We start from the raw sequence: 26053 nt of genomic DNA on the forward strand, positions 1-26053 counted from the left end.
GTCCTCAGCCAGGCAGATCGCCCTTACTTTCCGTCAGGCGATTGATCGCAAACGCTTTTCGTCAGCCAATCCGACTGACAATCCGCGAACTCTAGGCAGCAGTGCCCGCCAGCCGACCCGGTCCGCCGCGATCTTCCGCGCGCCGGTCCAGCCGCGCCGACATGACCCGCACCAGCTCCGACACCTGGATCGGCTTGCCGCAATGGTCGTCCATTCCGGCCTCGCGGCACCGCTCGACCTGCTCGGGCTGCACATTGGCGGTCAGGGCGATGATCGGCGTCCGTGCCGCCTCCCCGTCCAGCGCCCGGATCGCCCGCGTTGCGTCCAGTCCGTCCAGCGCCGGCATGTGCACATCCATCAGGATCAGGTCATAGGCTCCCGTCCGCGCCGCCTCTACCGCCTCCACGCCGTCGGCCACGGCGTCGACATGCACGCCCATACTGCCCAGTATGGCCAAGACCAGCTCGCGATTGGCCGGGGCATCGTCGGCCACCAGGATCCTCAGACCCGACGACTGGCTGTCCGTCACCGGGGCCTGAACGCGTCGCTCAGCCCGCCGCTCACCGGCGATCAGCGGCACCTCGAACCAGAAGGTCGAGCCCTCGTTCTTGCAACTATCCGCCCCGATTTCGCCGCCCATCAGCTCGACCAGGCGACGCGAGATCGACAGCCCCAGCCCGGTCCCGCCATAGACCCGCGTGGTCGAATTGTCCTCCTGGGTGAAACGCTCGAACAGGGCCGCGATCTTGTCCTGCGACACGCCGATGCCGGTATCCGTCACCGCCACCCGCAACCTTTCGCCGGTCCAGTTGACATCGACCCGGACACTGCCCCTGGCCGTGAACTTCACCGCATTGGCCAGGAAGTTCAGCGTCACCTGACGCAGCCGCCCCTCGTCGCCGATCAGGATCGCCGGCACCGCCGGATCGACGACCACCTCCAGCGCCAGCGCCTTGGCCTCGCACTGTGCCTCGACGATCGAGGCCGCGCCCCGCGCCATCGTCTCCGCCGAGAAGGCCAGCGGCTCCAGCGACACCGCCCCGGCCTCCAGCTTGGAATAGTCCAGAATGTCGTTGATGACCCCCAGCAGGGCATCGCTGGCCGTGGCGATCCGGTCGACATAGCGCCGCTCGGTCTCCGGCAGGGCATCGCTGCTCAACAGTAGTCCCGAGAAGCCGACCACGCTGGTCAGCGGCGTTCGCAGTTCATGGCTCATGTTGGCCAGGAACTCCGATTTGGCGAGCGCCCCGGCTTCGGCCCGGTCGCGGGCGGTGATCAGGGCATCCTCCAGCGCCTTGGTCTCGCTGATGTCGCGCACCACGTCATGGAACTCGACCGGCCGGCCTTCGGCATCGCGTATCAGCTTGGGATGCGCCTCCAGCCAGACAACCGATCCATCCTTCGCCAGTCCGCGGTAGGCAATCCGGGGTGGCGAAGTGTTGGGGTCCGACAGAGCATAGTCCGCGAACGCCGTTCGGACCTTCTCCACGTCCTCGGCGTGCATGAAGTCCTGGAAACGTCCGCCGATCATATCGTCCGCTGTGTAACCCATGACCGCCTCGATGGCGGGCGAGATGTATCTGAAGCGACCATCGATCCCGTAGGTGGCGATGATGTCGGTCGCATTGTCGGCCAGCAGCCGATATCGCGCCTCGCTGGCCATGATGGTTTCGTGTGCCCGTGCCGCAGCGGTCACATCCTGAAAGACACCGTACAGGGCACGCGTCCTGCCGTCGTCGCCCACTTCCGGACGACACTGGGAGGCCACGATTCGCTCCTCGCCATCGGCCCGGATCAGTCGCAGCCTGAACTCGTCCGCCTCACCGCTTTCAATGGCCCTGGCGCACCAGTCCATCACCGCCTGGCGATCGTCCGGATGATAGCAGGCCACCGCGTCGTCCAGGGCCGGGTCGAACGTCGCCGGATCCAGACCGTGGATGCGGTAAACCTGGTCCGACCAGCGGACATGGCTTGTCTCGACATCCAGCCGCCAGCAGCCGATCCCTGCCAGATCCTCGGCCAGCTTCAGCGTCTCGACCAGTTCCTGCTGCTCGCGCTCGGCCCGGACGGTTTCCGTGATGTCCTGGACCACGCCGAACAGGGCGACGATCCGGCCCTGATCGTCGCGTTCGACCTGGGCTCGCGACCGGGTAACCCGTTCCTCGCTGTTGCGGTTCAGCCGCAGCCGGGTGTCATAACCTTCGCCCGTCGTCAGGGCTCTGTGGATCAGAACCTTGGCCGCCTCACGATCCGCTGGGTGATACAGCGGTGCCATCGTCGCCAGGCTGGGTTCGATCGACCCCGGCTCGACGCCATGAATGCGAAACACCTCGTCGGACCAGCTCACGCTGTGATCCGCCACGTCGTAATGCCAGTGTCCCAGTCCCGCCAGGGCCTCCGACATCTCCAGCATGGCCGTGTGTTCGGCCGCCCTTCGCAGCTTGTGTGCGCTTTCGACTTCCTGCCCGGCCAGCCCTGCCAGCAGCCTCAGACTGGCGATCTGCGCCTCCGTCGGCGCAGGTCTTGGCTTGGTGTCCATGACCCCCAGCGCCCCGATCGGCTCGCCGTCCGCATTGACGATCGTCGTCCCGACATAGGCCCGCAAATGCGGCTTGCCGACCACCATCGGATGGTCCTTCACCCGCGGATCGGTCAGGCCGTTCTCGACCACGAACACCGCATCGGGGCCCAGGCTGACCAGAAGGTCGGTGACCGTCTGCTGGCGCGGCAGGCTGTCCTCGTCCTGGCCGATATTGGCGCGAAAGATGGTCCGGTCCCCATCGATGACCGACACCATGGCGAACGGCGTATCGAAGATGGAACAGGCCAGGGCGGTCAGCCGATCGAAGGGCCCGTCGAGGTTCAGCGCCTCTGCCTTGAACTTGTGGGACCTGAGACGCGAACTGGGCATGAGCGAAGCCTGGCACGCAAACGACAAAATATTGGTTAGCGGCCGGACGTCGTGCCGCGCTCCTCGTTCCACTCCATCGCTTCATAGGCGACGGCGTCTTCAGGCTCGTCCAGATCAAGCTCGCTGATGGTCTGTCCCCGGACCGACACCCCCGCCGTATGCACCGTCTCGCGACTGCCCGACACCAGATGATGCCAGTCCGCCAGTCCCCGCCCCTCATGCACCCGCCGGTATCCGCACGACTTGGGCATCCACTTCAGGGCTCCGACATTGCCGGGCGTCAGCTTGATGCAATCCGGTACCTGCGCCTTGCGGTTCGCATAGTCGGTGCAGGTGCAGGTGTCCGGGTCGAACAGCTTGCAGTGGACCTTCGTGGGAAACACCTCGCCGGTGTCCTCGTCCTCGAAGCGGATCAGGCAGCAAAGCCCGCACCCGTCGCACAGGCTCTCCCACTCGGCGGGCGTCATCTGCGACAGGGTCTTGGTCTGCCAGAAGGGCGTCATGCGCGCCGCTATAGGCTCCAACTCAGGTCCGCACCAAGGCTTTCCTGACCCGCTCCACCAGGGTTTCCGGCAGAAAGGGCTTCACCACATAGCCGATGCACCCCTTCTCGCGCGCAGCAGCTACCGTCGACATCTCGCGGTCCGCCGTCATCATGACGACCGGCACCTTCACATACAGCCGCCGCATGTGATCCAGCAGGTCCAGCCCGCTCATGTTCGGCATGTGAATGTCCAGAAGAACCAGATCGAAGCGAACCCTCTTCAGCAGATCCAGCGCTGCGGCACCCGAGGCGACCGGTGCCACTGAATAGCCCGCCAAGGTCAGGATCCTGTCGGCGATATCGCGGATCATGGCGTCATCCTCGACGACCAGAATCGAGCCTGTCATGCCGCCTCTTCCTTCTCACGCTTACTCAACACGCTGGCGATCCGTGACACCAGCTCGTGGACCTTGATCGGCTTGGCCACGTGCCCGTCCATCCCGGCGGCATGGCTGGCCGCGACGTGTTCGGGAAGCACATCCGCCGTCAATCCGATGATCGGAACCCGTCCGTTCGCACCCTCAAGCTCGCGGATGGCACGGGTTGCCTGCATGCCGTCCATGACCGGCATCTGGAGGTCCATCAGGATCAGATCCAGCCCGCCGTCCTTCGCTCTCGCGACCGCTTCCGCTCCGTTCACCACTGTCTCCAGCAGGATCGGCCATTCGCTTGTGATGGCGGCCATAAGCCCACGGTTTGCCTCGGAGTCATCTGCGAACAGGATACGAAGCCCCTCGGGGATTGGATGCAGAGCGTCCTGCTGGTCTGCATTGCTCTGCGCGCTGCAAGCCTCCGCCGGAACATCGAACCAGAAGGTCGAACCCTCGCCCGGGGCACTTTGCACGCCCACCGATCCGTCCATCATTTCGACCAGTCGCCGGGAAATCGCCAGCCCCAGGCCGGTGCCGCCATACTGCCGCGTGGTGGACGTATCGGCCTGGCTGAAGCGTTGGAACAGACGGGCGCACTGCTCATGCGTAAGGCCAATCCCGGTGTCCTTCACCTCGACCTTCAGCCGCCCTTCGTCGTACCTCATGCCCAGTCGAATGCTGCCTGCCTCGGTGAATTTCACGGCATTGGACAGGAAGTTCAGAAGGATCTGCTTCAGCCGTCCCTCGTCGGCCATGACGGTCCGGGGAACGTCATTATCGACCGCGATCTGCAGGTCCAGGCCCTTGCTCATGGCCTGAGGCGCGATGATGCCCGCCACCGTGTCGGCCAGATCGCGCGGAGCCATCGCAGCCGGTTCCAACACAATGCCGCCGGCCTCCAGCCGCGAGTAATCCAGAATATCGTTGATGACCGCCAGCAGCGCCTGGCTGGACATGGCGATCCGGTCCGCGAACAGCCGTTCGGTCTCGCCCAGCGCATCTGCGCCCTGCAGCAGGCCCGAATAGCCGATCACGCTGGTCAGCGGCGTCCTCAGTTCGTGGCTCATATTGGCCAGAAACTCCGACTTGGCCTCCGCAGCCGACTCGGCGGCCTCCTTGGCCTGGGTCAGGGCGTCCTCCAGTGCCTTGGCCGCAGTGGCGTCCCGAACCGTGTCCTGGATTTCGACCGGCTCTCCGGCGGCATCCCTTGCGACGGTCGGATGGGCCTCCAGCCAGACCCAGCCTCCATCCTTGTGCCGACCCCGATACCGTATGTGCGGCGACGGTGCCCCCGGCCCGGCGGCCAGATAGGCCCGGTATGCCAGCCTCAGCGCGTCCTGATCCTCGGTATGGATGATGCTCCAGGTCCGGGTGCCCACCAGCTCCTGCGGCGACCAGCCCAGAACCCTTTCTATGGCCGGTGACAGATAGCGGAACGTCCCGTCCAGATCGAAGATGGCGATGATGTCACTGGTATGCTCGGCCAGGGCGCGGAATCGCTGTTCGCTGGCCGCGACCTCCATGTGCCGGCGTTCGCTGTCCGTCACGTCCTGGAAAATTCCGAACAGGGCAGTGATCTGACCGGCCTCGTTTCTCTGGACCTCGCCCTGGGTTCGAACCCGGCGTTCGTCGCCGTCGGACCGGATCAGCCTCAGCGTCAGGGGCTCGGCCACACCTGTCTCGAGCGCACTCGCCACCCAGTCGCGGATCAGGGGCCGGTCCTCGGGGTGATAGAAGTCGATGGCGTCATCATAGGCCGGATCGAAACTTCCCGGCTCCACCCCGTGAATGCGATAGACCTGCTCCGACCAGGTCACCCGCGGCCCGCCCACCAGATCCAGTCGCCAGCTACCCAGCCCGGCCACGCTTTCCGCCAGGCTCAGTACCGCAATCCGCGCTTCGTCCTCGCGCCGCTCTTTGGCCCTTTCGGCCAGAACCGACGCGACCGGCAGGGTGGTGAAGACCAGCACGGCCAGGAACAGTTGCTGAACCATCGCGCGCTGATCCAGACCACCGTCCACCAGCGCCAGCGGCCCCGTTCCGGCGACCACGGCAGCCAGCGAGGCCACCGCCGAAACCAGCAAGGCGACGGATGCCGAGCCCGGCCCGCATCGGAAGGCGATCAGGATCAGGACCGGCGGAACCAGAAACAGCAGGGGAAACCGCGTCTGCAGAAAGACAATCGCCAGCGTCGCCGCAAGGGTGCCAGCCATGAGCGCGCGCTGGCCGAATGTAGCCCGGCTTTCCCGCCACGCCTGGGCCGAGGCTGCCAGCAACAGCGGCGGCGTGATCATCAGAATGCCGAGCGCATCGGCCACGAACCACCGTCCGATGTTGCCCACCAGCGGCTCGGCATGCCAGATCGCCAGAGTACCCGCCGCAATGAAGGATGAGGCTAGAGGGGCCACACCCCCTGCCAGCCATGCGAAGCGGAACAGCGTCTGCGTACGGCTTATATCAACGGCCCGCCCCATCCGGGTCATCAGCAGGGTCGCCAGGCCGATCTCCACGCCGTTGGCCAGGGCCAGTCCGGCGGCAATCAGCGGAGTATCGCCCATCACCTGATTGATCAGAAAGCCACCCAGCAGCGCCCCGCAGATCAGACCGGCCCGCTCGGACCGGGGCCGCATCAGTACCAGGGCCAGCAGGGCACCATTGGCAGGCCAGATCGACGCGACCCGTCCTGCCTCTCGCGCAAAGGTCAGACTGAAAAAGGCCAGCAGTGCAAACAGGCCCGCGCCGATCAGCAGCGTCGCCAGGGATCTTGCCGCGCGCGTATGCAGTGTCTGGTCCAACTCGGTACTCAAGCGCGCTTCCTGTAGGACACTGACCCTGAGGGATGCTGACGAAAAAGCGGTTAACAGCCACGACGGCGGGCGGATCGGCGTTCGCTGCGGTCTTCCACCCGCCCTGCCGCCACGCTAGGAAGGCGGACGAGGGCGTTTCGGGGGACTTGCGTGATCATCGGTATTGACCTAGGCACGACCAATTGTGCGGTCGGCATCTGGCGCGACGGCAAGGCGGAACTGATCCCCAACAGCCTGGGACACGTCCTGACCCCCTCGGCGGTCAGCCTGGACGACAAGACCGGCGACGTCATCGTCGGCCTGGCCGCGCGCGAGCGACAGTCGACCCATCCCGACCTGACCACCACGGCGTTCAAGCGCTACATGGGCTCGACCCGCGTCACCAAACTGGGCCAGAAGAGCTTCACCGCCGAGGAGCTGTCCTCCCTGGTTCTGGCGCGTCTCAAGGCCGATGCCGAGGCGCATCTGGGCGAGCCGGTGACCGAAGCCGTCATCACCGTCCCGGCCTATTTCAACGACAAGCAGCGCAAGGCCACCCGCCGCGCGGGCGAACTGGCGGGCCTGAAGGTCGAGCGCCTGCTGAACGAGCCGACCGCCGCCGCCCTGGCTTACGGCATCCACGAACTGGGCAATGAGAGCCGCTTTCTGGTCTTCGACCTGGGCGGCGGCACCTTCGACGTCTCGGTCCTGGAAATCTTCGAGGGCGTGATCGAGGTCCGCGCCTCGACCGGCGACAACCGGCTGGGTGGCGAGGACTTCAACGAGGTCCTGATCGAGGAGTTCAAGCGCGTGGTCGGCAAGGCGGTGCCGGACAAGGATCGCAGCGATTCCACCTTGCGCGAACGCATCCGGGTCGCGGCCGAACGCGCCCGCCGGGCCCTGACCGAGAATGCCTCGGCCACCATGTCCGTGGTCTGGAAGGACCAGACGCTCAGCCACAAGATCGACACCGAGGATTTCGAGACCCTGTGCCAGGGCCTTCTGACCCGTCTGCGCGAACCTGTCCTGCGGTCCCTGCGCGATGCAGGCCTGCGGGCGGACCAGCTGAACGAGATCATCCTGGTCGGCGGTTCCACCCGCATGCCGGTGGTGCGCAAGGCCATCACCCGCATGTTCGGCCGCTTCCCCGCCAATGCCGTCAATCCCGACGAGGCCGTGGCCATCGGGGCGGCGGTGCAGGCCGGGCTCAAGGCCCGCGACGTGGCGCTGAAGGAAGTCGTCATGACTGACGTCTGCCCCTACAGCCTGGGCATCGGCGCGGCAGAATACACCCCCGACAACCGCATCATCGGCGTCACCTTCTCGCCGATCATCGAGCGCAACACCATCATTCCGGCCAGTCGCGTCCAGTATTATTCCAACACCAAAGCCAACCAGCGAACCGTCGAAATACCGGTCTACCAGGGCGAGTCGCGCAACCTTGCCGACAACATCCTGCTGGGTCAGTTGAAGGTGCCCATCCCCGCCGGTCCAGCCAATTCGGTCCAGCTCGAGGTTCGCTTCACCTATGACATCAACGGCCTGCTGGAAGTCGACGTCCACATCCCCCAGACCGGCCAGCGCCACGAGCTGGTCGTAGCCGACGAGGCCGTCATGGCCGACGCAGAGTTCGAGGCTCGCCGCGCCGCCCTGGCCAAGCTGAAGCAGCACCCGCGCGAAGCCGATGCCAACAAGGCCGTCATGGCCCGTGCCGAGCGCTGTTACGAAGATTCGCTTGGCGACGACCGGGCCTTCATCAACGGTCACATCAGTCACTTCCAGGCTATCCTCGACGCCCAGGACCCCCGCGCCATCGAACACGCCCGCACCGAACTGACCCAGATCCTCGACCGCTTCGAGGGCGAGACGTGGCTGTAGGGGGCTCCATCTGGAAGACGCTGGGCATCTCGCCGACGAATGAGGTCGACGACATCCGGCGGGCCTATGCGCGGCGGCTGAAACACGTCCACCCGGAGGACGATCCGGAGGGATTTCAGGCGCTGCGGGCGGCCTATGAGCAGGCGTCCAACATGGCCCGGCGCGGCTGGGCGGCCCCGGTGGCCCCGACGTCTCCGCAAGCCGTCGATGACGCCTATGACGACGACGACGCCTTCATGGAGCATGGCGGTCACGTCTGGTCGGCCCGGCCCGAGAACCGGCCCGAGAACCGGCGTGACGATCGGGTGGCGGGTTCCGGCGATCGGTTGCCTCGTCCGGAAGGCCACTGGCAGCGTCCCGAAGAACCCGAAATGGCCGACGACATCCGCCAGGAGCTTGAAGGCGAACAGGCGCGCGGTCAGGCCCACGCCGCCCTGTGCGACGCCCTGATGGAGCAGGTGCAGTCACCGACCGCCACCTTCGACGATCGCATGAGCGCCCTGATGGCCGTGTTCCGGTCGCCCGCCATGGCCGCCCTGGACGTGCATGGCCGCACCGAACACTGGCTGGCCCATCTGATCGCCGGAGGCCCTCCTGCGGTCGAGGTGCTGATCGAACCGGCCGTACAGTTCTTCGGCTGGAACGACGCCCGCGTCGGTGTCGATCTCAGCCATGCCCAGCCGGTCATGATGCGGCTGCGGGCCATCCATGCGGCACGTCACATCGTCCGTCCGGGCAACCCCGGCCACACGGCCTTCGAGACGTTGCGCGCCAAACAGACTCCCCTGCGCAGGCTGGGTGATTTGTTCAAGCCTGGCCTGGATCGCGAGGTCAGACGCCTGCTGGAGCGGATCGACTACGAGATACCGGCCCTGGCCACCCAGCTGGCCCCACCGGCCGTCGAACGCTGGCGCAAACGCCTGGGTCGGCCCGGACTGAGCAATCTGATCCGGCTGTTGCTGCTGGTGATCGCGCCGCCGGTGCTGGGCGGTTTCACCGTCCTGTCGAACGAGTTCGGCGTGCCCAACTGGCCTCTCTTCGGTGCCGCCTGGGTGCTGTGGACCTGCATCGCCGGGCTGATCGCCCTGGCCTGGGTCTGGGGCATCGGCTGGCCCTCGCGCCGCTGGATCCAGGGCTATCCGTGGGACCAGCCACTGTGGAAGCGGATGGGCTGGGCTCCGGCCGCCCTGCTCCTGCCGCCGGTCAGCCTGATCCTGCCGTCCCATCCCGTCGCCGCGCTCGGCCTGCTGGTCACCGGGGTCGGCCTGGCCGCCTGGGCCCGGATCACGGTCAGCCACATGGCCCGGCCCGGCGAGACCATCAACATCTGGAGCCTGGGCGGCCTGTCGCCCGTCCTGGCCCTGTGCGCCTTCCAGCTGGACGCCCGCTGGCCGGGCGCGGGTATGCTGCTGATCGGCGCATTTGCGGGCGGCCTGCCTCTGGCCCTCGGCGTGAAGGCCTTCCCCGACGAATGGTCCCAGATGTCCGACAAACGGCGTCGCGGAGTCAGCCTGGGTCTGGGCGCGGCGGCGGTGGCCGCCACAGCAGCCATGGCCACGGCCCCTCTGTCCGGCCTGTTTCTGCCTGCGGTGGCTGTGGTCTGCATGGTGGCCTTGGCAGACCGGGCCCTGTCGTGGGGACGAGAGGACGGGGCCCTTTACTGGCGCCGCCTGTGGGTCGCCTTCGGCTGGATCGCTGTATTCGCAATGTTCTGGATCGTCCCGACCGGACGGTTCGAGGATCAGATGACCGTGACCCTGGGCCTCTGGCTCATGTCAGCGGCCGTCATAACGGCCGTCAGTCCTTTCCTGCCCACGCCTCGTGCCCGGCAACCGAAGACGAAGAAGAAGGCCGGACAGTTCGCCTGATCTTCCGCGGCTGAGGCGGTTCGCCAGCCTCGGCGCGGGCTTTCGCTGGCGAAACCGCCTGTGTCTGTCTATACCCCCCGCCTCATGGCTGCCCGTCCCCCCCTCGTCGCCCTCAAGTCCGTCCGTCTGCAGGACGGTCAACGCCCCCTGTTCGAGGGGGTGGATCTGGCCGTGGAGCCGCGCAGCCGCGCCGCCCTGGTCGGTCGCAACGGGGCCGGCAAATCGACCCTGATGAAGATGGTCATGGGCCTGATCGAGGCCGATGAGGGCGACCGTTCTGTCCAGGCGGGCGTCCGCTTCGCCTATGTGCCTCAGGAGCCGGACATCCAGGGCGAGACCTTGCTGGACTATGCGTCCTCCGGCGGAGCCGAACGCTGGACCGCCGAAAGCTGGCTGAGCACCTTTGGCCTGAACCCCGAGAAATCAACGCAAGGGCTGTCGGGCGGCGAGACCCGCCGGGCCGCCCTGGCCAAGGCCTTTGCCGAAGAGCCCGACCTGCTGCTGCTGGACGAGCCGACCAACCACCTGGACATCCTGGCCATCGAACTGCTGGAGGAGGAACTGCTCTCCGCCCGGTTCGCCATCCTGGTGGTCAGTCACGACCGTGCCTTCCTGAACCGCGTCACCAATGCAGTGCACTGGCTGGAAGGGCGCCGCGTCCGCACCCTGAACAAGGGCTTTGCCGCCTTCGACGAATGGTCCACCAAGGTCCAGGAGGAAGAGGCCCAGTCCCTGCAGCGCCTGACCAAGACGATCGAGCGCGAGACCGAGACCTTCTACCGCTCCATCACCGCCCGCCGCACCCGCAACGAGGGCCGCGCCCGCTCGCTGGACGCCCTGCGCGCCGACCGCGCCGAGCGGATGAAGGACAGCCCGCGCGAGCTGAACCTGGGCGTCGATTCCGGCTCCACCTCCGGCAAGCTGGTGGCCGAGTTGAAGGGCGTCTCCAAGACCTTCGGCGACCGACCCGTCATCAAGCCCTTCACCACCCGCGTCATCCGCGGCGACCGCCTGGCCATCGTCGGTCCCAACGGCGCGGGCAAGACCACCCTGGTCAAGATCCTGCTGGGCGAACTGGCCCCCGACGAAGGCACGGTGCGGCTCGGGGCCAATCTGGAGCCCGTCTATCTGGACCAGTCGCGCGAGGGCCTGCGCTCGGACATGACGCTGTGGGACTCCCTGACACCCGGCGGCGGTGACAGCATTCTGGTGCGCGGCATCCCCAAACATGTCGCCGCCTATGCCAAGGACTTCCTCTTCCAGGAGGGCCAGTTGCGCCAGCCGATCTCGACCCTGTCGGGCGGCGAACGCAACCGCCTGCTGCTGGCCCGGGCCCTGGCCAAGCCCGCCAACATGCTGGTCCTCGATGAGCCGACCAACGATCTGGACATGGACACGCTCGACAAGCTGGAGGAGCTGCTGGAAAGCTATGACGGCACGCTGATCCTGGTCAGCCACGACCGCGACTTCGTCGACCGCCTCGCCACCTCGACCATCGCCATGAACGGGCGCGGCGACATCGTCGAGACACCCGGCGGCTGGACCGACTTCATCCGCCAGAACCCCGGCTTCCTGAAGCCCGGTGCCAACCCCCGCCCCCAGGACAAGGCCGCCGCCGATGATCGTGTCGCCGCCGACGGGGCGCGTCGGGTCGAGAAGGCGGAGCCTTCTGATCGCGCCCAGACAAAAAAGCCCGGCAAGCTGTCGTTCAAGGATGCCCACCGGCTGAAAGAACTGGAGGGCCTGCTGGTGTCCCTGCCCCAGGACATCGAACGCCACGACGCCACCCTGGCCGACCCCGACCTCTACACCCGCGACCGCAAGGCCTTCGACCGCGCCACCGCCAACGCCGACCGCGCCCGCGCCCTGCTGGCCTCGGCCGAAGAGGAGTGGCTGGAGCTGGAAGCCCGGCGCGAGGCTCTGGCGGGCTGACCGGTCGCATGGCGGTCGCGGCGGCAGAGCCTAGTCTGACGCCATGTCCCTGACGCGCCATACCCTGTCCCTGACGCCTGCCGAGTTGAAGGCCGCCCGACGTGTGAATGCCGTCATGGCCGTCGCCCCACGGCTGAAGATCAGCGGCTGGCGGCTGGCGGTCGGAACGCGGCTGAACGCACTGGCCAGCCGGGCCTCTGGGCGGGTGTCCGCCGCCCGACTGGGGCGCAAGGGCATACGGGTGTCCAACCTGACCATCCAGAGCGGCGACGGTCCTGTCGCGTTGCGCATTCTTGAGCCTGCAGGGGCGGCCAAGGGCATCGTTGTGGACCTGCATGGTGGCGGCTGGGTGGTCGGCAGCGCGGCCCTGAACGACCGGCTGACGGCCTGTTTCGTCGACGCCGGTCATGTCGTCGTTTCGGTCGACTATCGTCTTCTGACCCAGGGGCTGGAAGACAGCCTTGCCGATGCCGTCGCCGACTGCGCGCATGCGATGCGTTGGGCCAGAACCGAAGGCCGTGACCGGTTCGGGGTCGAGACGGTGCTGGTCATAGGAGAGTCCGCCGGGGCGCATCTGGCAGCCCTGGCCATGCTGAGACTGCGCGATGCGGGTGAGCAGGCTCTACCGCCCTGTGCCTTCGTCCAGGGCGTGTTCGATCTGTCGGGCACACCCAGCGTGCGATCCGCGACGCGCCAGGCCCTGCTGTTCGATGGCCCCAATCTGCAGCGTGACCTCGCCCGTCTGGCCCCTGACCGTGATGAGGCCGGACTGCGCCAGCCGGATATCTCTCCCCTTTACGCCGACCTGACCGGCATGCCTGCGGCCCTGTTCGTCATGGGCGAGGAAGACCCTCTCGGGGATGACAGCCTGCTGATGGCCGAGGCCTGGGCCAGGCATGCGTCGACGACTCTGCTGGATGTGCCCACAGCCCCGCACGGCTTCCAGCATTTCTCGCCGGCCACCGCTCGTGCCGCCCAGGCCTTCATTCTGTGCTGGCTGGAGGCTCAGATGAAAAGCGACCCGGTTTCTGTGGACAACACAAACCGCTGATCCGTCAGCCAGAATTCCGTCCGTCCACGGATATGCACAGGGTTACCCACCGGGGCCGGGGCGGTTCCGCACAGCCGACCGAATTCGGGCGCTTGCCGTCTAACGGATTTGGCGCGAACGTCAACAGGCCGAGGGACACGGCGGCGCGGAAAACCGGGGAGACCCGGCAATCAAGCGGACCGGCCCGGCTCTCTGACCCAGGCGACCGGACCTCTTCGGAGGCGAGGCACGAAGGGCAGGATCAAGGCTCCCGAACGACGAAGGCTCACGCCGGAGACGTTCACGGAGAACCGGATCGGGATCGATGGACGACGCAAGGCCTTGAGCCTCGCGGTACGCCGGAGACCAGGAGTGCGACAGGATACAGCCGACCATCTCCGGGGCTTGCCTCGCAGATGCTGAAGCCAAGGTCCGAAACCTCAATGGCCAGGTCCAACCCGGACTTGGCGAGGGGACGAAGCAAACCGGTCCGCCGGGGAGCCTCGTCCCCTCGCTCAATTCTGGTGCCCCATGTTCGCGACGCGGTCGCTCACGACTTGAGGGCATCTGGCGTGTGACTGCTGCGCGGCGGCTCGCGGCTTGAGCGCATGGTGCCTTCTCCCTCCCCGCCTGGGGAGGGTGGTCCGAAGGGACCGGGTGGGGAGGGCCAACGCGACACGTCCGCCCTTGCCCATCCTCTTCCCTTCCTCCGGGCACCGCCGTAAACCCAAGCGATGGCGTCCAGCGCAGAACCCAGCAATCTCCCCCACCGCCGCGCCCTGCTGATCGGTGCCGGCGCAGTCGCACTCACGGCGAGCGTCGCCGCCTGCGACCGTGCCCAGGCCCCGGTGGGCGAGGACGGCCGGGTTAGGCTACGCTTCGCCACCGATGGCCCGGCCCAGGCCACGCATGGCGGCTTCTACCAGGCGCTGGCGTCGGGGGCCTATGAGAAGCGCGGCCTGACGGTCCAGATCATTCAGGGCGGCCCCGGCGGCGATGTGCCCCAGCGGCTGGCCAGCGGCATGGTCGAGCTGGGCCTGGCCTCGTCCAGTTTCCTGCCCATGAATCTCGTCGCCCAGGGCGCACCCGTGCGGGCGGTCGCCGCCTTCTTCCAGAAGGACCCGCAGGTGCTGATCGCCCGCCCCGAACCGGCGGTCGAGGGCATCGCCGGCCTGGTCGGGCGACCGCTGTATGTGTCCGACAGCGCCCGCGACACCGTCTGGCTGTGGCTGCGCGCCACCTATGGCTTCACCGACGATCAGCTGGTTCGGTTCGACGGCGATCTGGCCGCCTTTCTGGCCGACGGCGACGGCGTGCTGCAGGGCGAGCTGACGCGCGACGTGGCGCAGGTCGAGGCCGCCGCCGACTTCAGCCCGCGCATTCTTCTGCCGGCCGACGAGGGCTATCCCTCCTATGGTTCCATGGTGCTGGCCCCCAACGGGTTCGCGCGAGACAATGCCAACGCCCTGCGCGGCTTCATCGCTGCCTCGGTCGAGGGCTGGCGCGACTACATCCAGGGCGACGGGCGCGCCGCCGATGCGCTGATCCGTCAGGCCAACAGCGACATGGGTCAGGCCGAGCTGGACCAGGCCCGGGCTGCCTTGCGCACCAACAGCGTCGTCAGCGGAGGCGATGCGGCCCTGTATGGCCTGGGGGCCATGACGCCCGAGCGGTGGCAGGCCTTCTTCGAGGTGATGTCGCAGGCGGGGCTGTATCCGGCCGACCTGGACTGGCGTCAGGCCTTCACGACCCAGTATCTGCCCGGACGGGGCTGATCGGTCTTCCGGAACCGTTTACATAACAACGTCCATTAGGAGCGGGTTAAGAGCCGTTCGGTAAAGGTTGGGGCGAGCGATCCCTCGCGCGGAGCCTGCCCCCCTTGCGCCGACCCGACCTGTATCGACCTTCCATCGTAACTGCCGGTGCACTGACGCTTGTCGGCAGCTTGCTGCTGGCCAGTCAGACCATGGCCCAGGAGGCCGCCGCTCCCCGCTACATGAACTGGTCCGGGCGCGGCCCCGCCGTCATGCCGCAGGGCGTCCAGACCGCGTCAAACGAAACGGCCGCACCGCGACGCTCCAACACCCCCATTCCACATGGTGGATTTGCCCGCGCCGGTTCGCCCGTCGCCGCCTCCGCCACGCCTGCCCGCCGCACCCTGACCCCGGCCAGCGCCTGGATTACGCCGGGCGCGTCCTATGGCATGGCGAATGCTGCGCCTGCGCCTGCGCCTGTCGCACCGACGGAAGCGCGTGAGACCGCTGCTGCACCGCCCCCCGCTCCGGCTGCCACACCGGTCGAGGCGCGCGTCGACCTGCCGCCGCCACCGCGCGCGCCGTCCTATTCGCCCAATGTGGCACCCCAGCCGCAGGCTCAGTTCCAGGCCCAGCGTCAGGACGACCGTCAGTTCCTGCCGGAGTATCTGGCCGGTCAGGGTGGGGCACAGCCCGCGCCGTCCCAGGCCGTCTATGCCGACGCCCCGAGCCCGGCCCCCACGCCCGTCGCACCAACCTATGCCGAGCCGCAAGGGCCTGCGCCGGAGGTGGCCGACCCGATGGCCCCGCGTCGCGATGCCCCGATCTTCCGCCTGCAACGCCAGGCCCCGGCCGCTCCGGCCCCGATCCCCGGCCCCTCTGCCGAGGCAGCCCCGGCTGGCCCGCAGGGCGAAGCCGCGCCCGCCCCGCGCCAGATGGCCGCCGTCACCGCCAACCCTTCCGATCGTCCGGACCTCCAGGCCTCGCGCCGCTACTCCGTGCACCGCCAGAACGGCCAGCAGCCGGACGCTGTCGCACTGCCCCAGCCCACCTATGTCGACGCCTTGGCCGTCACCCTGACCGACATGCCTGCGGGCCGCGACTTGGCCGAGCCTGCGCCCGGTCCGAACCTGTATCGTGACAACCAGGGCCGCGTCCGCGCCGCGCCCGCCGCCTCCGACGGAGACCATCAGTGAGCGTCGACATCGCGCCGTCGCGGCTGCCCCAGCTGATCGCCCTGGCCCAGGACGGGTCCAGCGACAATCGCCGCGCCCTGCTGCGCGAACTGACCGACCACTTCTTCGGCTCGACGGTCCGTACCGGCACCGAGGACGCGCTGTACGGCCAGATCCTGACCCAGCTGGCCAGTGACATGGAAACTGCCGTCCGCGCCGAACTGGCCGCCCGGTTCGCCAATGCGCTGGATGCGCCGCCCACCCTGATGCGCAGCCTGGCCCATGACGTATCCGAGGTCGCGGGCGTGGTGCTGGCCAAGTCGCAGGTGCTGACCGACAGCGATCTGGTGGATGTCGTCAACCGCCGTACCCAGGCGCATATGCGTGCCGTTTCCCAGCGCGAGACCGTGTCAGAAACCGTCTCCGACGCCATCATCGACAAGGGTGATGACGAGACCCTTGGCACCCTGCTGCGCAACGACGGTGCCCGGCTATCGCGCCAGGGTTCCGAGGCTGTGGTCGAGCGCGCCAAGGCGAACCGCGACCTGCACGAGGCCACGGTCCAGCGCGCCAGTCTTGAGCCCGACCTGCTGAACGAGATGTATTTCGTGGTCGAGGCCCGCCTGCGGAACCAGATCCTGGAGAAGAACGCCCGGCTGGATCCCGCCCTGCTGGAAAGCGCCCTGTCCGCCGGCCGCGCCCGCATGGCGGCCGAGGATGGCATCCTGCCGGCCGACTATGCCGAGAGCCTGGCCTATGTCGAGGAGCTGCGCGCCGCCGGTCAGCTGACGCCCCAGATGCTGGCCCGCTTCCTGCGCTCGGGCTCCAAGACCTCCTTCCTGATCGCCCTGGCCCAGCTGGCGGACATCGACTTCCACACCGCCAGCAAGATCGTCGAGCGGCGCGAGCTGGATGCCCTGGCGGTCGTCTGCAAGGGCGCGGACCTGGACCGGGCCCTGTTCCTGACCTATGCGGTGGTCCTGCTGAACGACGACGGCGACGCCATGGGCAAGGCCCAGGCCTATGCCCGCATGTACGGCGAACTGACCAAAGAAGCGGCCATGCGCACCCTGCGCTTCTGGCGGATGCGCCGGACGGCCCAGGCGGCGTGATCCAGAGCGTTCAACCGCTCAGGGGCTGAAGATGGCACCCAGTATGCCGATCCCGCCGACCAGAACGCCGCCAAATCCCGCTGCGATCTGAACAGCGATCATCAGCACGACGCCTTTCACGACGCCGCCGAGGCTCGTCTTGAACCACCGCCCGCGTCCCATCCGGACGAAGGCGACGATCCCCAGCAGCATGATCACCAGCGACACCAACGCAGCCACGGGTCCCTTGCCATAGCCCCACCACGCCAGAGGCATCATCGGCACGGTCCAGGCACACAGCCAGCCGAAGGTCGCCCGAAAGCCCCTGCGCCAGCCCAGATCGTCCTTGTCCCACCACCGCAGCAGCGGCGTGGCGGCCAGGGCGAAGAACAGGGAGATCAAGGGCACCATCACCAGCGTCATCCAGCCATCGGCGTCGGCGATGAAGGCGTCGCGGGTCTTGCCGGACTGCTCCAGCAGCGGGGTCATGACCTCGGACGGATAGCCTTCAAGCATGAAGCCGGCCCCGCCCTTCAGGAACAGGATCAGCATCAGTATGGCATTCAGCGCCAGATAGAGCCGCAAGGGACGCGCATAGACGCCGCCGCCCTCGGCCCCGCCCTCCATCCACGCCATCAGCACCGTGGCCGGGCGCAGCAGCAGGTCCCGGACCGTGACCAGCTCACGCCCGCCCATGCCCAGGACATCTTCGGCCAGCTCATCGCCGGGTTTGCGTGCGTCGGTCATGGTGTCCTCCCCGACGCCAGTGATAGCGGCATAGGCGACCGAACCAAACCCTGTTTCGCGAGCGAAGCTTGAGGGTGGGGCTTCAATGATCGACCTGCGCGAATCGCCTGTTGGCCGAGGACCGCCAACGACCCGTTGCGGACGTCACATTGCAGCGATGCTCAGGCCCATAACGACGATGAGCCCAAACCCGATCAAGACGCTGACGGCGGCAAATCCGAATAGGCAAATGCCCAAAAACCTCGCAACTTCCCAAACCGCATTGGCGGGCTTCAGCTCCGTGGGCGGAGCTTTGTCGTGCGTATTCATGCCAGTCATAATGCCCCTTCTATCGTCCGCTAACCACCCTAGGGCATCTGTCCGCTTTCGACCCTTAGCGTTCGTTAAGGAGTTGGCAGCGGCTAGTTTGTGTCTGCGAGCAAGGCCTGAACCCGGGCAGGGGGAACGAGGCGGTGCTCGGCGCAGGCAGTCATCACAGCCCTATTTGATCGATCGATCGTCCGCTCGACAACGTGGGGCTGAAGTTGCGCTATCGGGAGCCCCAGAAAACCACCGCCCCGGCCCGCCAGAAACAGCAAGGGCGTTCCCTCCGGCCGCGCGAGTGCTCCGCAAACCACGCCGCTGGTTATCGAGCGCTTGATCCAGAGCGAAGCCTCTCTGGGCAATCCGGTGCGTTCGGTGGCCAGATCAAGTGCCAGGTTCTCGAGTTCGTAGCTGTCCAAGTCTCCAGGTTCATACGCGGCTTCGATCGGCGTGCGGGTGTCGGAGGTTTCCGGTGTCGAGCACGAGGACGTCAGAACTGATGTGAACAATATCAGGGCGGTGCTGAAGTGGAGATGTCTATGCATGGAATTCACCACCAATCTGAAGATGACGTTGTTAGGCTGGAAGCCGACATTCGCTTTCGACCCGCTAAAGACGTCAGCCGCAAGGCGGACCGTTTGTCATGTGCTCGACATAGACCGAGAGGGGAAGAGTGAAGTTCATTTCAGCACGCCACGAATCGACTCGCGCTTCATCCTCCAAGGGAGCGAGATTCAACACAGTTGAACTGGGTCCCGTATCGTTGCGGATGGCCCTCGAAGATAGCCAGACGATCATACATCTTGGCGTGATTTTCACCATCGACCTCGTCTGTCGCAACTAAGGGCTCAAGGGTAGGAAGGAACCGCCTCCACAGCGCTTGGTCGCCATGCTGCACGATGTGAAAAGCAGCACTCGCAGCCTCATCGCCGTATTGACTGCGAAGGAACCAGCCCTCCGGCGGGGTGGAGACGTCTGGTTCTGGACTGGGAGCCACCGTCTGCTTTCGACCCGTTGCGGACCTTCGGTATTCGTGAGACCGTCTCCTCCTAGGAGATCAATAATGCAAGGCAAGCGGTTACGGCGCACGGGCATCTTATTGCTGGTGGGTGGAGGCGCAGGCTACCTCGCCGTTCGCAGCTTGGCCCTCGATAACTGGATCATTCTATTGTTCTACGGCCTGATACCTTGGGCCGGGTTCGCCGCATTTGTAATGCTGGGTCTGGCCTTGACCGGTATTGTGGTGGTGCTCGCTTCGATTTCTCGCCCCGATCACGGACGCTCGCCGAGCCAACTCGGTGGTCGTCAACGCTAATCTGCGTTCGCGCATCTGCTATGAGCTCCTGCCCACTGCCAAACTCGATGCGAGGTTCGGAGCTACGCTTTTATGCGCGCGTCCACTTTTAACCCTTAGGCGATCGTCCGCTGTCGACCCAAAGCGGACATTGCGGGTCGAACTTCCACGCCGTAGCCTCGCGGCTATGCAGGTGCGCTATCCATCAAGCTGGGCGTCTCTGAGCCACCCTTGGGTAAGAGCCGAGTTGCTCCTTACCCTTGAAGAACTCTCCGCTGCCGATCCCCGGGAGCAATGGGTATCTGAACGGCAGAGGAAGATGGTTTCCGGCATCAACCAAGTCATTCACTTCCTCTTTGACGACCACGGTTTTGGCGAAGCTGACGTGGGCGCAACGCTCCTGAATCGACAAGAGCTGGCTCTGATCGATGCATTGAAGGGCGAACTTGATCCAATCATTGATGAGCGCCCTCAGGGAGACGACAACTACTTCGTCACTCACCGCCTCTGGCCGAAAGTCACTGCGGCTGCCGTAGCTGCTTGCGACGCGTTCAAGCGAGCCTGACGAACGTCCGCTTTCCGCCCTCAGGCGACCGTCCGCTGTCGACCCTTAGCGGACATCTAACCCTTTAGACTGATCGCATAAGCTTCGGCCTCGCCGGTCCTTGCCTCAGGCCCAAGATCGCTAATGCCGAAAGGGCAAGTCCGCTCGTCATGACATAGGCTATTCCGACGGCATCAATCAGCCATCCCTTGATAAGCCCTGAGCCCGCCAGCATTGGTGTCACGCAGGAGAATCCGACGTACGTGCAATAGGCAACCGACGCATAAATGGCCGCTTGATTGGTCATGTCGATCAGGGCGACCCTCTTGATGTTCATCAAGGAGCCGATAGCCATTGCAGGAATCGCGAACGGCCAAAGCAAACTATTTTGCCAGGCCAGCATACCCGTCGAAAGAAGAACAGCCATCGTGATTATGTATCGCAAGCGCGTCGCCGCCGCCCATGATGCGAGGTTGTGAAGTTTGGTCATCAGCCTGTTCCGATAAGCTTGGCTATGATGATTGTGGTCGCACGCCCCGCGTCCGCTTCCCACCCCTAGCGGACCTCAGGAATGTCAGCTTCCGGCTTCGCTGCAGAGCCTCCATCCCACATAGCAAAACGCCCGCTACCGTTGCCGATCGCGGGCGTCTCGATCTCAATGTGTCAGCCGGTGACTATTTCTTGGCGCGGCCGGCGGCGGCGCGGGCGGGTTTGCGGCCGCCCTGGCCCAGGCCCATCTGCTTGGCCAGTTCCGAACGGGCCTTGGCATAGTTGGGGGCGACCATGGGGTAGTCCTTGGGAAGGTTCCACTTGGCGCGGTATTCTTCGGGGCTGATGTTGTATTTGGTGCGCAGGTGACGCTTCAGCGACTTGAACTTGCGGCCGTCTTCCAGGCAGATCAGGAAGTCGGGGGTGATCGACTTGCGCACCGAAACGGCGGGTTCCTTGACCTCGGGCTCGACTTCGACGACGCCGGTCGAGATTTGCGACAGGGCGGCATGGATGCTGGAAATCAGGCCGGGGACTTCGGTCACCTGGACATTGTTGTTGCCGACATAGGCCGACACGATGTCCGCCGTCATTTCCAGAAGTTGTGCGTTGTCTTCCATGGTCCGTGCCCCAGATGATGTGGTCAGATATTCTGACCGGATCGACAGATCAGAACGATCCGACGTTGCAGTGGCTATTAGGTTTCTTTGTTCTTGAACGCAACACTGTAGCCGACATCGGCTTCAATGCGTGTGAAGCACAGGACTGATTGTTCCAGGCTTCTAGACTGATCAGCGGCCGAAATTATCGGCCAGGGCCAGCATCGCGGCCCGTTCTGACGGCGAATATTCGTTCTGCATCTCTTCATCGCCGTCGCGGATGGCTCGCAGCAGGGCCGGCGTCAGCGCCGAGGACAGCGACCAGTTCCAGTAGCGCAGCACGGTCTGTGCCCGGTCCACCGCCAGCATGTCATAGGTGACCTGGACGCGTTCCCAGGCGGGAGAGACCTCGCCGCTGGCCGTAACCTCGGGCCGTTTCATCGACCGCCACAGGGCCGCCAGATCGCCCTTGGTCAGACCCGTCGCCTTGCACAGAATGGCCAGGGGCTCGCCGCCCGCATCGCCCAGTATCTTGGCCCCCGTCAGCGGCTTGACCCCCGACAGATAGGCGATCTCGGCGGCCACCTCACGGTTCAACCCGATCTCGGCGGCCGCGGCGATGGCCTGTTCCAGCCCGCCATAGGGACTGCGCTCGACAGCCGCGCGGTTGCGCTGGCGCCGCTCGATGAACTGCAGCGCCTTGCGCGACACCGGATCCTGCCAGCCCTCGTCGGCGGCCATGGCGAAGATGTCCTCCGACACCTCCTGCATGACTTCGCGCGAGACGGCGAACCGCTGAAGGATGGTGCGCCGGTCGTCGGGTCCGCACCACCAGAACATGACATAGGCCGCCGAGGGCCGCAGTTCGGGACGCTTCAGCAGATGTTCGCACAGCACGACGTTGTGACGGCTCAGGCTGACGACACCCTCGATCGCGGACTGGCCCAGCCGGGCCGTGCGGTTCTTCAGCACCGCCTCGATGACGTCGCTTTCGCCGAAGCTCATGACGGTTTCCGTGACGACCTCGCTCAGGCCCTTGCGCTCGGCCATGAGCAGCCGGTGTTCACGGCCGGTGTCGCGCGCGCAGGCGGCCAGGTCCGCATCGCTCAGCGAGGCACAGTTCTCGATCAGCAGGCCCGCAATCTCGGGTTCGTCGCGCAGCAGCATCCGCGCCAGAGCATTGGGCAGTTCCGACAGCGGGGCCAGCCGCTGGGCCACGCGCTTGCGGTCCTCGGTCGTGGCCAGGCTGAGCATCTCGACCAGCAGATCGCCCGTCACCGCCCGCTCGAACGCATTGATCCGGCTGGCCGGCAGGGACACGACATCGGCCAGCCGCTTCAGCAGGGCATGCCGCGCGCGGAACTCCCCTAGCGGGTTCGCCTCGTCAGAAAGGGTGGCCGGTTCGGACATAGGCAGCGAGCCTAGCCCGGACGCGGTTAACCGGGAATGGATGCCTCGGCCGCGCACTTCTGATCGTAAAAGGGCAACAGCTCCGCCCAGCGAATATCCATGCCCAGTTCCGCACGCGCCGCCTCGACGGCCTCGGCGCTGTCGACGCTACTGCGGTCGAAGGCCCCGTCTCGGCAGGGGCGGTGGGTGCCATAGACCTGCAGACCGGTACGGGCCATGCTGACCCGGTCCACCATGGCGCTATAGTCGAACGCGCTCAGCTCGCCACGCTGGTAGGCGGCGCGCACGTCGGGCAGCCAGCGCTCGCGCAACTCCGTGCCACCGTCTTCGTCGGGCGCATGCTGGACGATCAGCCATATGGCCTTCTGGAAGTCAGAACTCCCGGTCGGCCAGCCATGACGATCGAGGATAGCTTCTACTCTGGGCAGGTTGTCGGCATCGACTTCCTTCCAGATGGCCTGGCATTGATACGGCGTCGCGGCCGCGCCGTAGCGGGCCTGACAGTCGAGGTTCAGCAAAGCATCCTGCCGGACCGCCTGATCCGCCGCACGGCGAAATCCCAACTCCTGAACCAGACAATCCCGATCATCCAGGCTGCACGCCAGGGCATGCGCCGCGTGCAGGCTGGCCAGAGGCGAGGTCGGCCCAGGTGCTTCCTGCTGCGCCAGCAGGGCGAAGGCGAGCAACGCCGAGGCCAGCAAACTACAACCCCTCGAACAGCGCCGTACTCAGATACCGCTCCGCGAAGCTGGGGATGATGGCCACAATGGTCTTGCCAGCGTTTTCGTCCAGGGCGGCCAGGCGGAAAGCGGCCAGGACGGCGGCACCGGAGCTGATGCCGACGGGAATGCCCTCGGCGCGGGCGACCTTGCGGGCCATGTCGAAGGCGTCGTCATTGGAGACCTGTTCCACCCCGTCGATGACCGAACGGTCGACGATGGAAGGGACGAAGCCCGCGCCGATGCCCTGGATCTTGTGCGGGCCCGGCTCGCCGCCCGACAGGACGGGGCTGGCGGTGGGCTCGACCGCGATCATGCGCAGCGAAGGCTTTTTCGCCTTCAGCGCCTGACCCACGCCGGTGATGGTGCCGCCGGTGCCGACGCCGGCGATGATGATGTCCACCGCGCCGCCCGTGTCATTCCAGATTTCCTCGGCGGTCGAGACCTTGTGGATGGCGGGGTTAGCGGGGTTGTCGAACTGGGCCGGGCTGACGGCACCTGGGGTGCGGTCCAGCAGTTCCTGGGCCATGGCGATGGCCCCCTTCATGCCTTTTTCAGCCGGGGTCAGCACCAGCTCGGCCCCCAGCAGGGCCAGCATCTTGCGGCGCTCGATCGACATGCTCTCGGGCATGGTCAGGATCAGCTTGTAGCCCTTGGCGGCGGCGACAAAGGCCAGGGCGATGCCGGTGTTGCCGGATGTCGGCTCGATCAGGACCCCGCCGGGCTTGAGGCGGCCAGACTGTTCCAGCGCCTCGATCATGGCCACCCCGATCCGGTCCTTGACCGACGACACGGGGTTGAAAAACTCCAGCTTGGCCAGAACTTTGGCCTTGGGCTGATACTCCGCCGACAGGCGCGGCAGGCCCACGATGGGGGTGTCGCCGATGGTGTCCAGGATGGAGTCATAGACCTTGCCCCGACCGGCTTTCAGGTGGCGCGAGGCGTCATAGGCGATGTCGGTCATGGGGTGGCTCTGTCGCTGTCGGAGATGAAGTGCACTGTAGAAAATCGAGTGCACTGTGTGCACTCGGGCGATGCGGACGCTGACTGGCGTTAGACATAGCGCAGCGGTCCCTCGGCACAAGGCGGGCCTGTGTCGGATAACGCGTCATCGGCGTGAACCGATCCGGCGCGAACCCCTATCCGTAAAGGCGAAGACCTGTGCTTAAGGGGCCCGATGATACGTCCCTCTTCCCGCCCGTCCCTTGCCGCCGCCCTGCCCTATCTGGCCCTGCTGGGCGGGATGCTGTCGCTGGCAGTGGGCACGTCGTTCGCCAAGTCGCTGTTTCCGGTGGTGGGGGCAGAGGGGACCTCGGCGCTACGGGTCGGGCTGTCGGCGCTGGTGCTGGTGGCGATCTGGCGGCCGTGGCGGTTCGCTCTGGGTCGGGCGGATGCGAAAGGGGTGCTGCTGTACGGCCTGGTTCTGGGGCTGATGAACCTGTGCTTCTACATGTCGCTGCGGACCATTCCGCTAGGGCTGGCCATCGCCATCGAGTTCGCCGGGCCTCTGACGCTGGCGCTGATCCATGCGCGCAAGGCCATCCATTTCGTCTGGATCGCCTGTGCCGTCGCAGGCCTAGGCCTGCTGTTGCCGATCCGGGGCGGGCTGGAGGCGCTGGACCCGGTCGGCGTGGCGTTCGCAGCGGCGGCGGGTCTGTTCTGGGCTTTGTACATCGTCTTCGGCAAGCGGCTGTCGCACATGCACGCCGGCCAGTCGGTGGCCCTGGGCATGAGCACGGCGGCGGTGGTCATCCTGCCCTTCGGGGTGGCCAGTGCCGGTGCCGCCCTGCTGGCCCCGTCCGTCCTGCTGATCGGCCTGGGGGTCGCCCTGGTGTCCAGCGCCCTGCCCTATTCGCTGGAGATGATCGCCCTGCGCCATATCCCCAAACGCACCTTCGGCGTTCTGCTGTCGGGGGAACCGGCCATCGGCGCAGTGGCGGGACTGATCCTGCTGCACGAACAGCTCAGCGGGCTGCAATGGCTGGCCATCGGCTTTATCGTCGTGGCCTCGGTCGGGGCGATCCTGACGAAGGGACCGCGCGATCCAGTGCTGGCAGAGCCCGTCGTGCCCGCCTAGGCTGCCCGTCAGTCGAGTAAACCTGGTGGTCGTGTGATGCTCTCAACAGCCTTGATCCTGTCGGTCCTCCTTCCCCATCAGGAGGTGGTCATGCGAACGAGCAGGCCGCCGCTGCCTGTTGTGGTCTCGACATCGAGCGAAGTCGTGTGTCGGGGGCGACGAGTATCGATCGAGGGTCTGAACGGGTGGGGGTCTGACTTCGAGGGGCCACGCATCCGCTACAACGGACGGCGGGTCGATATCTCGCCGGAACTGGCAGACTTCTTTGTCGGCGAGTCGGCCGCAACTTTTCGGGTTTCCGGCACATGCCCTGAAAGCGGACCGGGGGTGACGCTGATCATCTATCGCGCCTCCGCCGCAATCGATGGATCCGTCTCCTACGCGATCAGAGGCATCGACGTGGAACGAAACGGCCGCGTGATCGACAAGGGCAGCGAGATCACGGCAGACCCGGACGCCTTCTGGTTTCGCTAGCATCGACATCGTGACGTCGATGGGCAAGCGGGCGAGCCGGTCGCGCCGGCCTGAGCA

General features: G+C 66.1%; 22 protein-coding genes. 11 read left to right on the plus strand and 11 right to left on the minus strand.

Going from position 1 to position 26053, the window contains the following annotated elements:
• Positions 1-91: 91 nt before the first annotated feature.
• The 4 genes from AC4PRM_RS07520 to AC4PRM_RS07535 are packed head-to-tail and all read right to left on the minus strand — an operon-like array spanning position 92 to position 6633.
• Positions 92-2911, minus strand: a complete 2820-nt coding sequence (locus AC4PRM_RS07520; RefSeq protein ID WP_492039373.1) for a PAS domain-containing protein — start codon at positions 2909-2911, stop codon at positions 92-94.
• A 35-nt stretch (positions 2912-2946) separates the two neighbouring features.
• Positions 2947-3414, minus strand: coding sequence for a YcgN family cysteine cluster protein (locus tag AC4PRM_RS07525; protein WP_492039374.1), 468 nt, complete (start codon positions 3412-3414; stop codon positions 2947-2949).
• Between the two features lie 22 nt (positions 3415-3436).
• Positions 3437-3802 carry a response regulator gene (locus AC4PRM_RS07530; protein ID WP_373257973.1) on the minus strand — a complete coding sequence of 122 codons (366 nt, stop codon included), beginning with the start codon at positions 3800-3802 and terminating at the stop codon, positions 3437-3439.
• Positions 3799-6633, minus strand: coding sequence for a PAS domain-containing protein (locus AC4PRM_RS07535; protein ID WP_492039375.1), 2835 nt, complete (start codon positions 6631-6633; stop codon positions 3799-3801). The genes AC4PRM_RS07530 and AC4PRM_RS07535 overlap by 4 nt, the downstream gene beginning before the upstream one ends.
• Before the next feature lie 150 nt (positions 6634-6783).
• On the opposite strand from AC4PRM_RS07535, the gene AC4PRM_RS07540 reads away from it, so the two are divergent.
• The 7 genes from AC4PRM_RS07540 to AC4PRM_RS07570 all read left to right on the plus strand — a co-directional run bounded on the left by AC4PRM_RS07540 (position 6784) and on the right by AC4PRM_RS07570 (position 17361).
• A complete protein-coding gene (locus tag AC4PRM_RS07540) occupies positions 6784-8490 on the plus strand; it encodes an Hsp70 family protein (protein WP_492039376.1) in 1707 nt (568 codons plus the stop codon).
• The gene (locus tag AC4PRM_RS07545; protein ID WP_492039377.1) at positions 8481-10358 is read left to right on the plus strand and encodes a hypothetical protein; all 1878 of its coding nucleotides are present in this window, start codon (positions 8481-8483) and stop codon (positions 10356-10358) included. The genes AC4PRM_RS07540 and AC4PRM_RS07545 overlap by 10 nt, the downstream gene beginning before the upstream one ends.
• 84 nt (positions 10359-10442) lie before the next feature.
• Positions 10443-12290 (plus strand): ABC-F family ATP-binding cassette domain-containing protein, encoded by a 1848-nt coding sequence (locus AC4PRM_RS07550; protein ID WP_492039378.1) that lies wholly within the window; start codon positions 10443-10445, stop codon positions 12288-12290.
• A 43-nt stretch (positions 12291-12333) separates the two neighbouring features.
• The gene (locus tag AC4PRM_RS07555; RefSeq protein WP_492039379.1) at positions 12334-13341 is read left to right on the plus strand and encodes an alpha/beta hydrolase; all 1008 of its coding nucleotides are present in this window, start codon (positions 12334-12336) and stop codon (positions 13339-13341) included.
• A 713-nt stretch (positions 13342-14054) separates the two neighbouring features.
• Positions 14055-15095, plus strand: a complete 1041-nt coding sequence (locus AC4PRM_RS07560) for an ABC transporter substrate-binding protein (protein ID WP_492039380.1) — start codon at positions 14055-14057, stop codon at positions 15093-15095.
• A gap of 104 nt (positions 15096-15199) precedes the next feature.
• Positions 15200-16270 carry a hypothetical protein gene (locus tag AC4PRM_RS07565; protein WP_492039381.1) on the plus strand — a complete coding sequence of 357 codons (1071 nt, stop codon included), beginning with the start codon at positions 15200-15202 and terminating at the stop codon, positions 16268-16270.
• Entirely contained in the window at positions 16267-17361 is a 1095-nt protein-coding gene (locus tag AC4PRM_RS07570; RefSeq protein ID WP_373257981.1) for a DUF2336 domain-containing protein, read from the plus strand. The genes AC4PRM_RS07565 and AC4PRM_RS07570 overlap by 4 nt, the downstream gene beginning before the upstream one ends.
• 18 nt (positions 17362-17379) lie before the next feature.
• On the opposite strand, the gene AC4PRM_RS07575 is transcribed toward AC4PRM_RS07570, so the two are convergent.
• Positions 17380-18087 carry a hypothetical protein gene (locus AC4PRM_RS07575; protein WP_373257982.1) on the minus strand — a complete coding sequence of 236 codons (708 nt, stop codon included), beginning with the start codon at positions 18085-18087 and terminating at the stop codon, positions 17380-17382.
• 1015 nt (positions 18088-19102) lie between these two features.
• Positions 19103-19387, minus strand: a complete 285-nt coding sequence (locus tag AC4PRM_RS07580) for a DUF6624 domain-containing protein (protein WP_492039382.1) — start codon at positions 19385-19387, stop codon at positions 19103-19105.
• Positions 19388-19453: 66 nt separating this feature from the next.
• On the opposite strand from AC4PRM_RS07580, the gene AC4PRM_RS07585 reads away from it, so the two are divergent.
• Entirely contained in the window at positions 19454-19705 is a 252-nt protein-coding gene (locus AC4PRM_RS07585; RefSeq protein WP_492039383.1) for a hypothetical protein, read from the plus strand.
• Positions 19706-19871: 166 nt separating this feature from the next.
• Entirely contained in the window at positions 19872-20249 is a 378-nt protein-coding gene (locus tag AC4PRM_RS07590) for an SCO4402 family protein (protein ID WP_492039384.1), read from the plus strand.
• A 64-nt stretch (positions 20250-20313) separates the two neighbouring features.
• On the opposite strand, the gene AC4PRM_RS07595 is transcribed toward AC4PRM_RS07590, so the two are convergent.
• The 5 genes from AC4PRM_RS07595 to cysK form a co-directional block, all read right to left on the minus strand.
• On the minus strand, positions 20314-20718 hold the full coding sequence (locus AC4PRM_RS07595) for a hypothetical protein (protein ID WP_492039385.1): 405 nt from the start codon (positions 20716-20718) through the stop codon (positions 20314-20316).
• Positions 20719-20902: 184 nt separating this feature from the next.
• Positions 20903-21337, minus strand: a complete 435-nt coding sequence (locus AC4PRM_RS07600; protein WP_492039386.1) for a Ros/MucR family transcriptional regulator — start codon at positions 21335-21337, stop codon at positions 20903-20905.
• 171 nt (positions 21338-21508) lie between these two features.
• A complete protein-coding gene (locus tag AC4PRM_RS07605) occupies positions 21509-22726 on the minus strand; it encodes a DUF2336 domain-containing protein (protein ID WP_492039387.1) in 1218 nt (405 codons plus the stop codon).
• A 26-nt stretch (positions 22727-22752) separates the two neighbouring features.
• Positions 22753-23427: a DUF6624 domain-containing protein gene (locus tag AC4PRM_RS07610; RefSeq protein ID WP_492039388.1), complete on the minus strand. Its 675-nt coding sequence runs from the start codon at positions 23425-23427 to the stop codon at positions 22753-22755.
• Between the two features lies 1 nt (position 23428).
• Positions 23429-24409 (minus strand): cysteine synthase A, encoded by a 981-nt coding sequence (cysK, locus tag AC4PRM_RS07615; protein ID WP_492039389.1) that lies wholly within the window; start codon positions 24407-24409, stop codon positions 23429-23431.
• Positions 24410-24622: 213 nt separating this feature from the next.
• Between cysK and AC4PRM_RS07620 the strand changes: the two genes are divergently transcribed.
• Both AC4PRM_RS07620 and AC4PRM_RS07625 read left to right on the plus strand, forming a co-directional pair.
• Positions 24623-25522, plus strand: coding sequence for an EamA family transporter (locus AC4PRM_RS07620; protein ID WP_492039390.1), 900 nt, complete (start codon positions 24623-24625; stop codon positions 25520-25522).
• A 51-nt stretch (positions 25523-25573) separates the two neighbouring features.
• A complete protein-coding gene (locus AC4PRM_RS07625) occupies positions 25574-25996 on the plus strand; it encodes a hypothetical protein (RefSeq protein WP_492039391.1) in 423 nt (140 codons plus the stop codon).
• Positions 25997-26053 lie beyond the last annotated feature (57 nt).

The organism is Brevundimonas sp. DW-iso22 (assembly GCF_058725425.1).

Coding starts and splice junctions, on each gene's coding strand:
- AC4PRM_RS07520 (WP_492039373.1), bottom strand. CDS start 2,911: ATGCCCAGTTCGCGTCTCAGGTCCCACAAGTTCAAGGCAGAGGCGCTG.
- AC4PRM_RS07525 (WP_492039374.1), bottom strand. CDS start 3,414: ATGACGCCCTTCTGGCAGACCAAGACCCTGTCGCAGATGACGCCCGCC.
- AC4PRM_RS07530 (WP_373257973.1), bottom strand. CDS start 3,802: ATGACAGGCTCGATTCTGGTCGTCGAGGATGACGCCATGATCCGCGAT.
- AC4PRM_RS07550 (WP_492039378.1), top strand. CDS start 10,443: ATGGCTGCCCGTCCCCCCCTCGTCGCCCTCAAGTCCGTCCGTCTGCAG.
- AC4PRM_RS07555 (WP_492039379.1), top strand. CDS start 12,334: ATGTCCCTGACGCGCCATACCCTGTCCCTGACGCCTGCCGAGTTGAAG.
- AC4PRM_RS07560 (WP_492039380.1), top strand. CDS start 14,055: ATGGCGTCCAGCGCAGAACCCAGCAATCTCCCCCACCGCCGCGCCCTG.
- AC4PRM_RS07575 (WP_373257982.1), bottom strand. CDS start 18,087: ATGACCGACGCACGCAAACCCGGCGATGAGCTGGCCGAAGATGTCCTG.
- AC4PRM_RS07585 (WP_492039383.1), top strand. CDS start 19,454: ATGCAAGGCAAGCGGTTACGGCGCACGGGCATCTTATTGCTGGTGGGT.
- AC4PRM_RS07590 (WP_492039384.1), top strand. CDS start 19,872: ATGCAGGTGCGCTATCCATCAAGCTGGGCGTCTCTGAGCCACCCTTGG.
- AC4PRM_RS07595 (WP_492039385.1), bottom strand. CDS start 20,718: ATGACCAAACTTCACAACCTCGCATCATGGGCGGCGGCGACGCGCTTG.
- AC4PRM_RS07600 (WP_492039386.1), bottom strand. CDS start 21,337: ATGGAAGACAACGCACAACTTCTGGAAATGACGGCGGACATCGTGTCG.
- AC4PRM_RS07605 (WP_492039387.1), bottom strand. CDS start 22,726: ATGTCCGAACCGGCCACCCTTTCTGACGAGGCGAACCCGCTAGGGGAG.
- cysK (WP_492039389.1), bottom strand. CDS start 24,409: ATGACCGACATCGCCTATGACGCCTCGCGCCACCTGAAAGCCGGTCGG.
- AC4PRM_RS07620 (WP_492039390.1), top strand. CDS start 24,623: ATGATACGTCCCTCTTCCCGCCCGTCCCTTGCCGCCGCCCTGCCCTAT.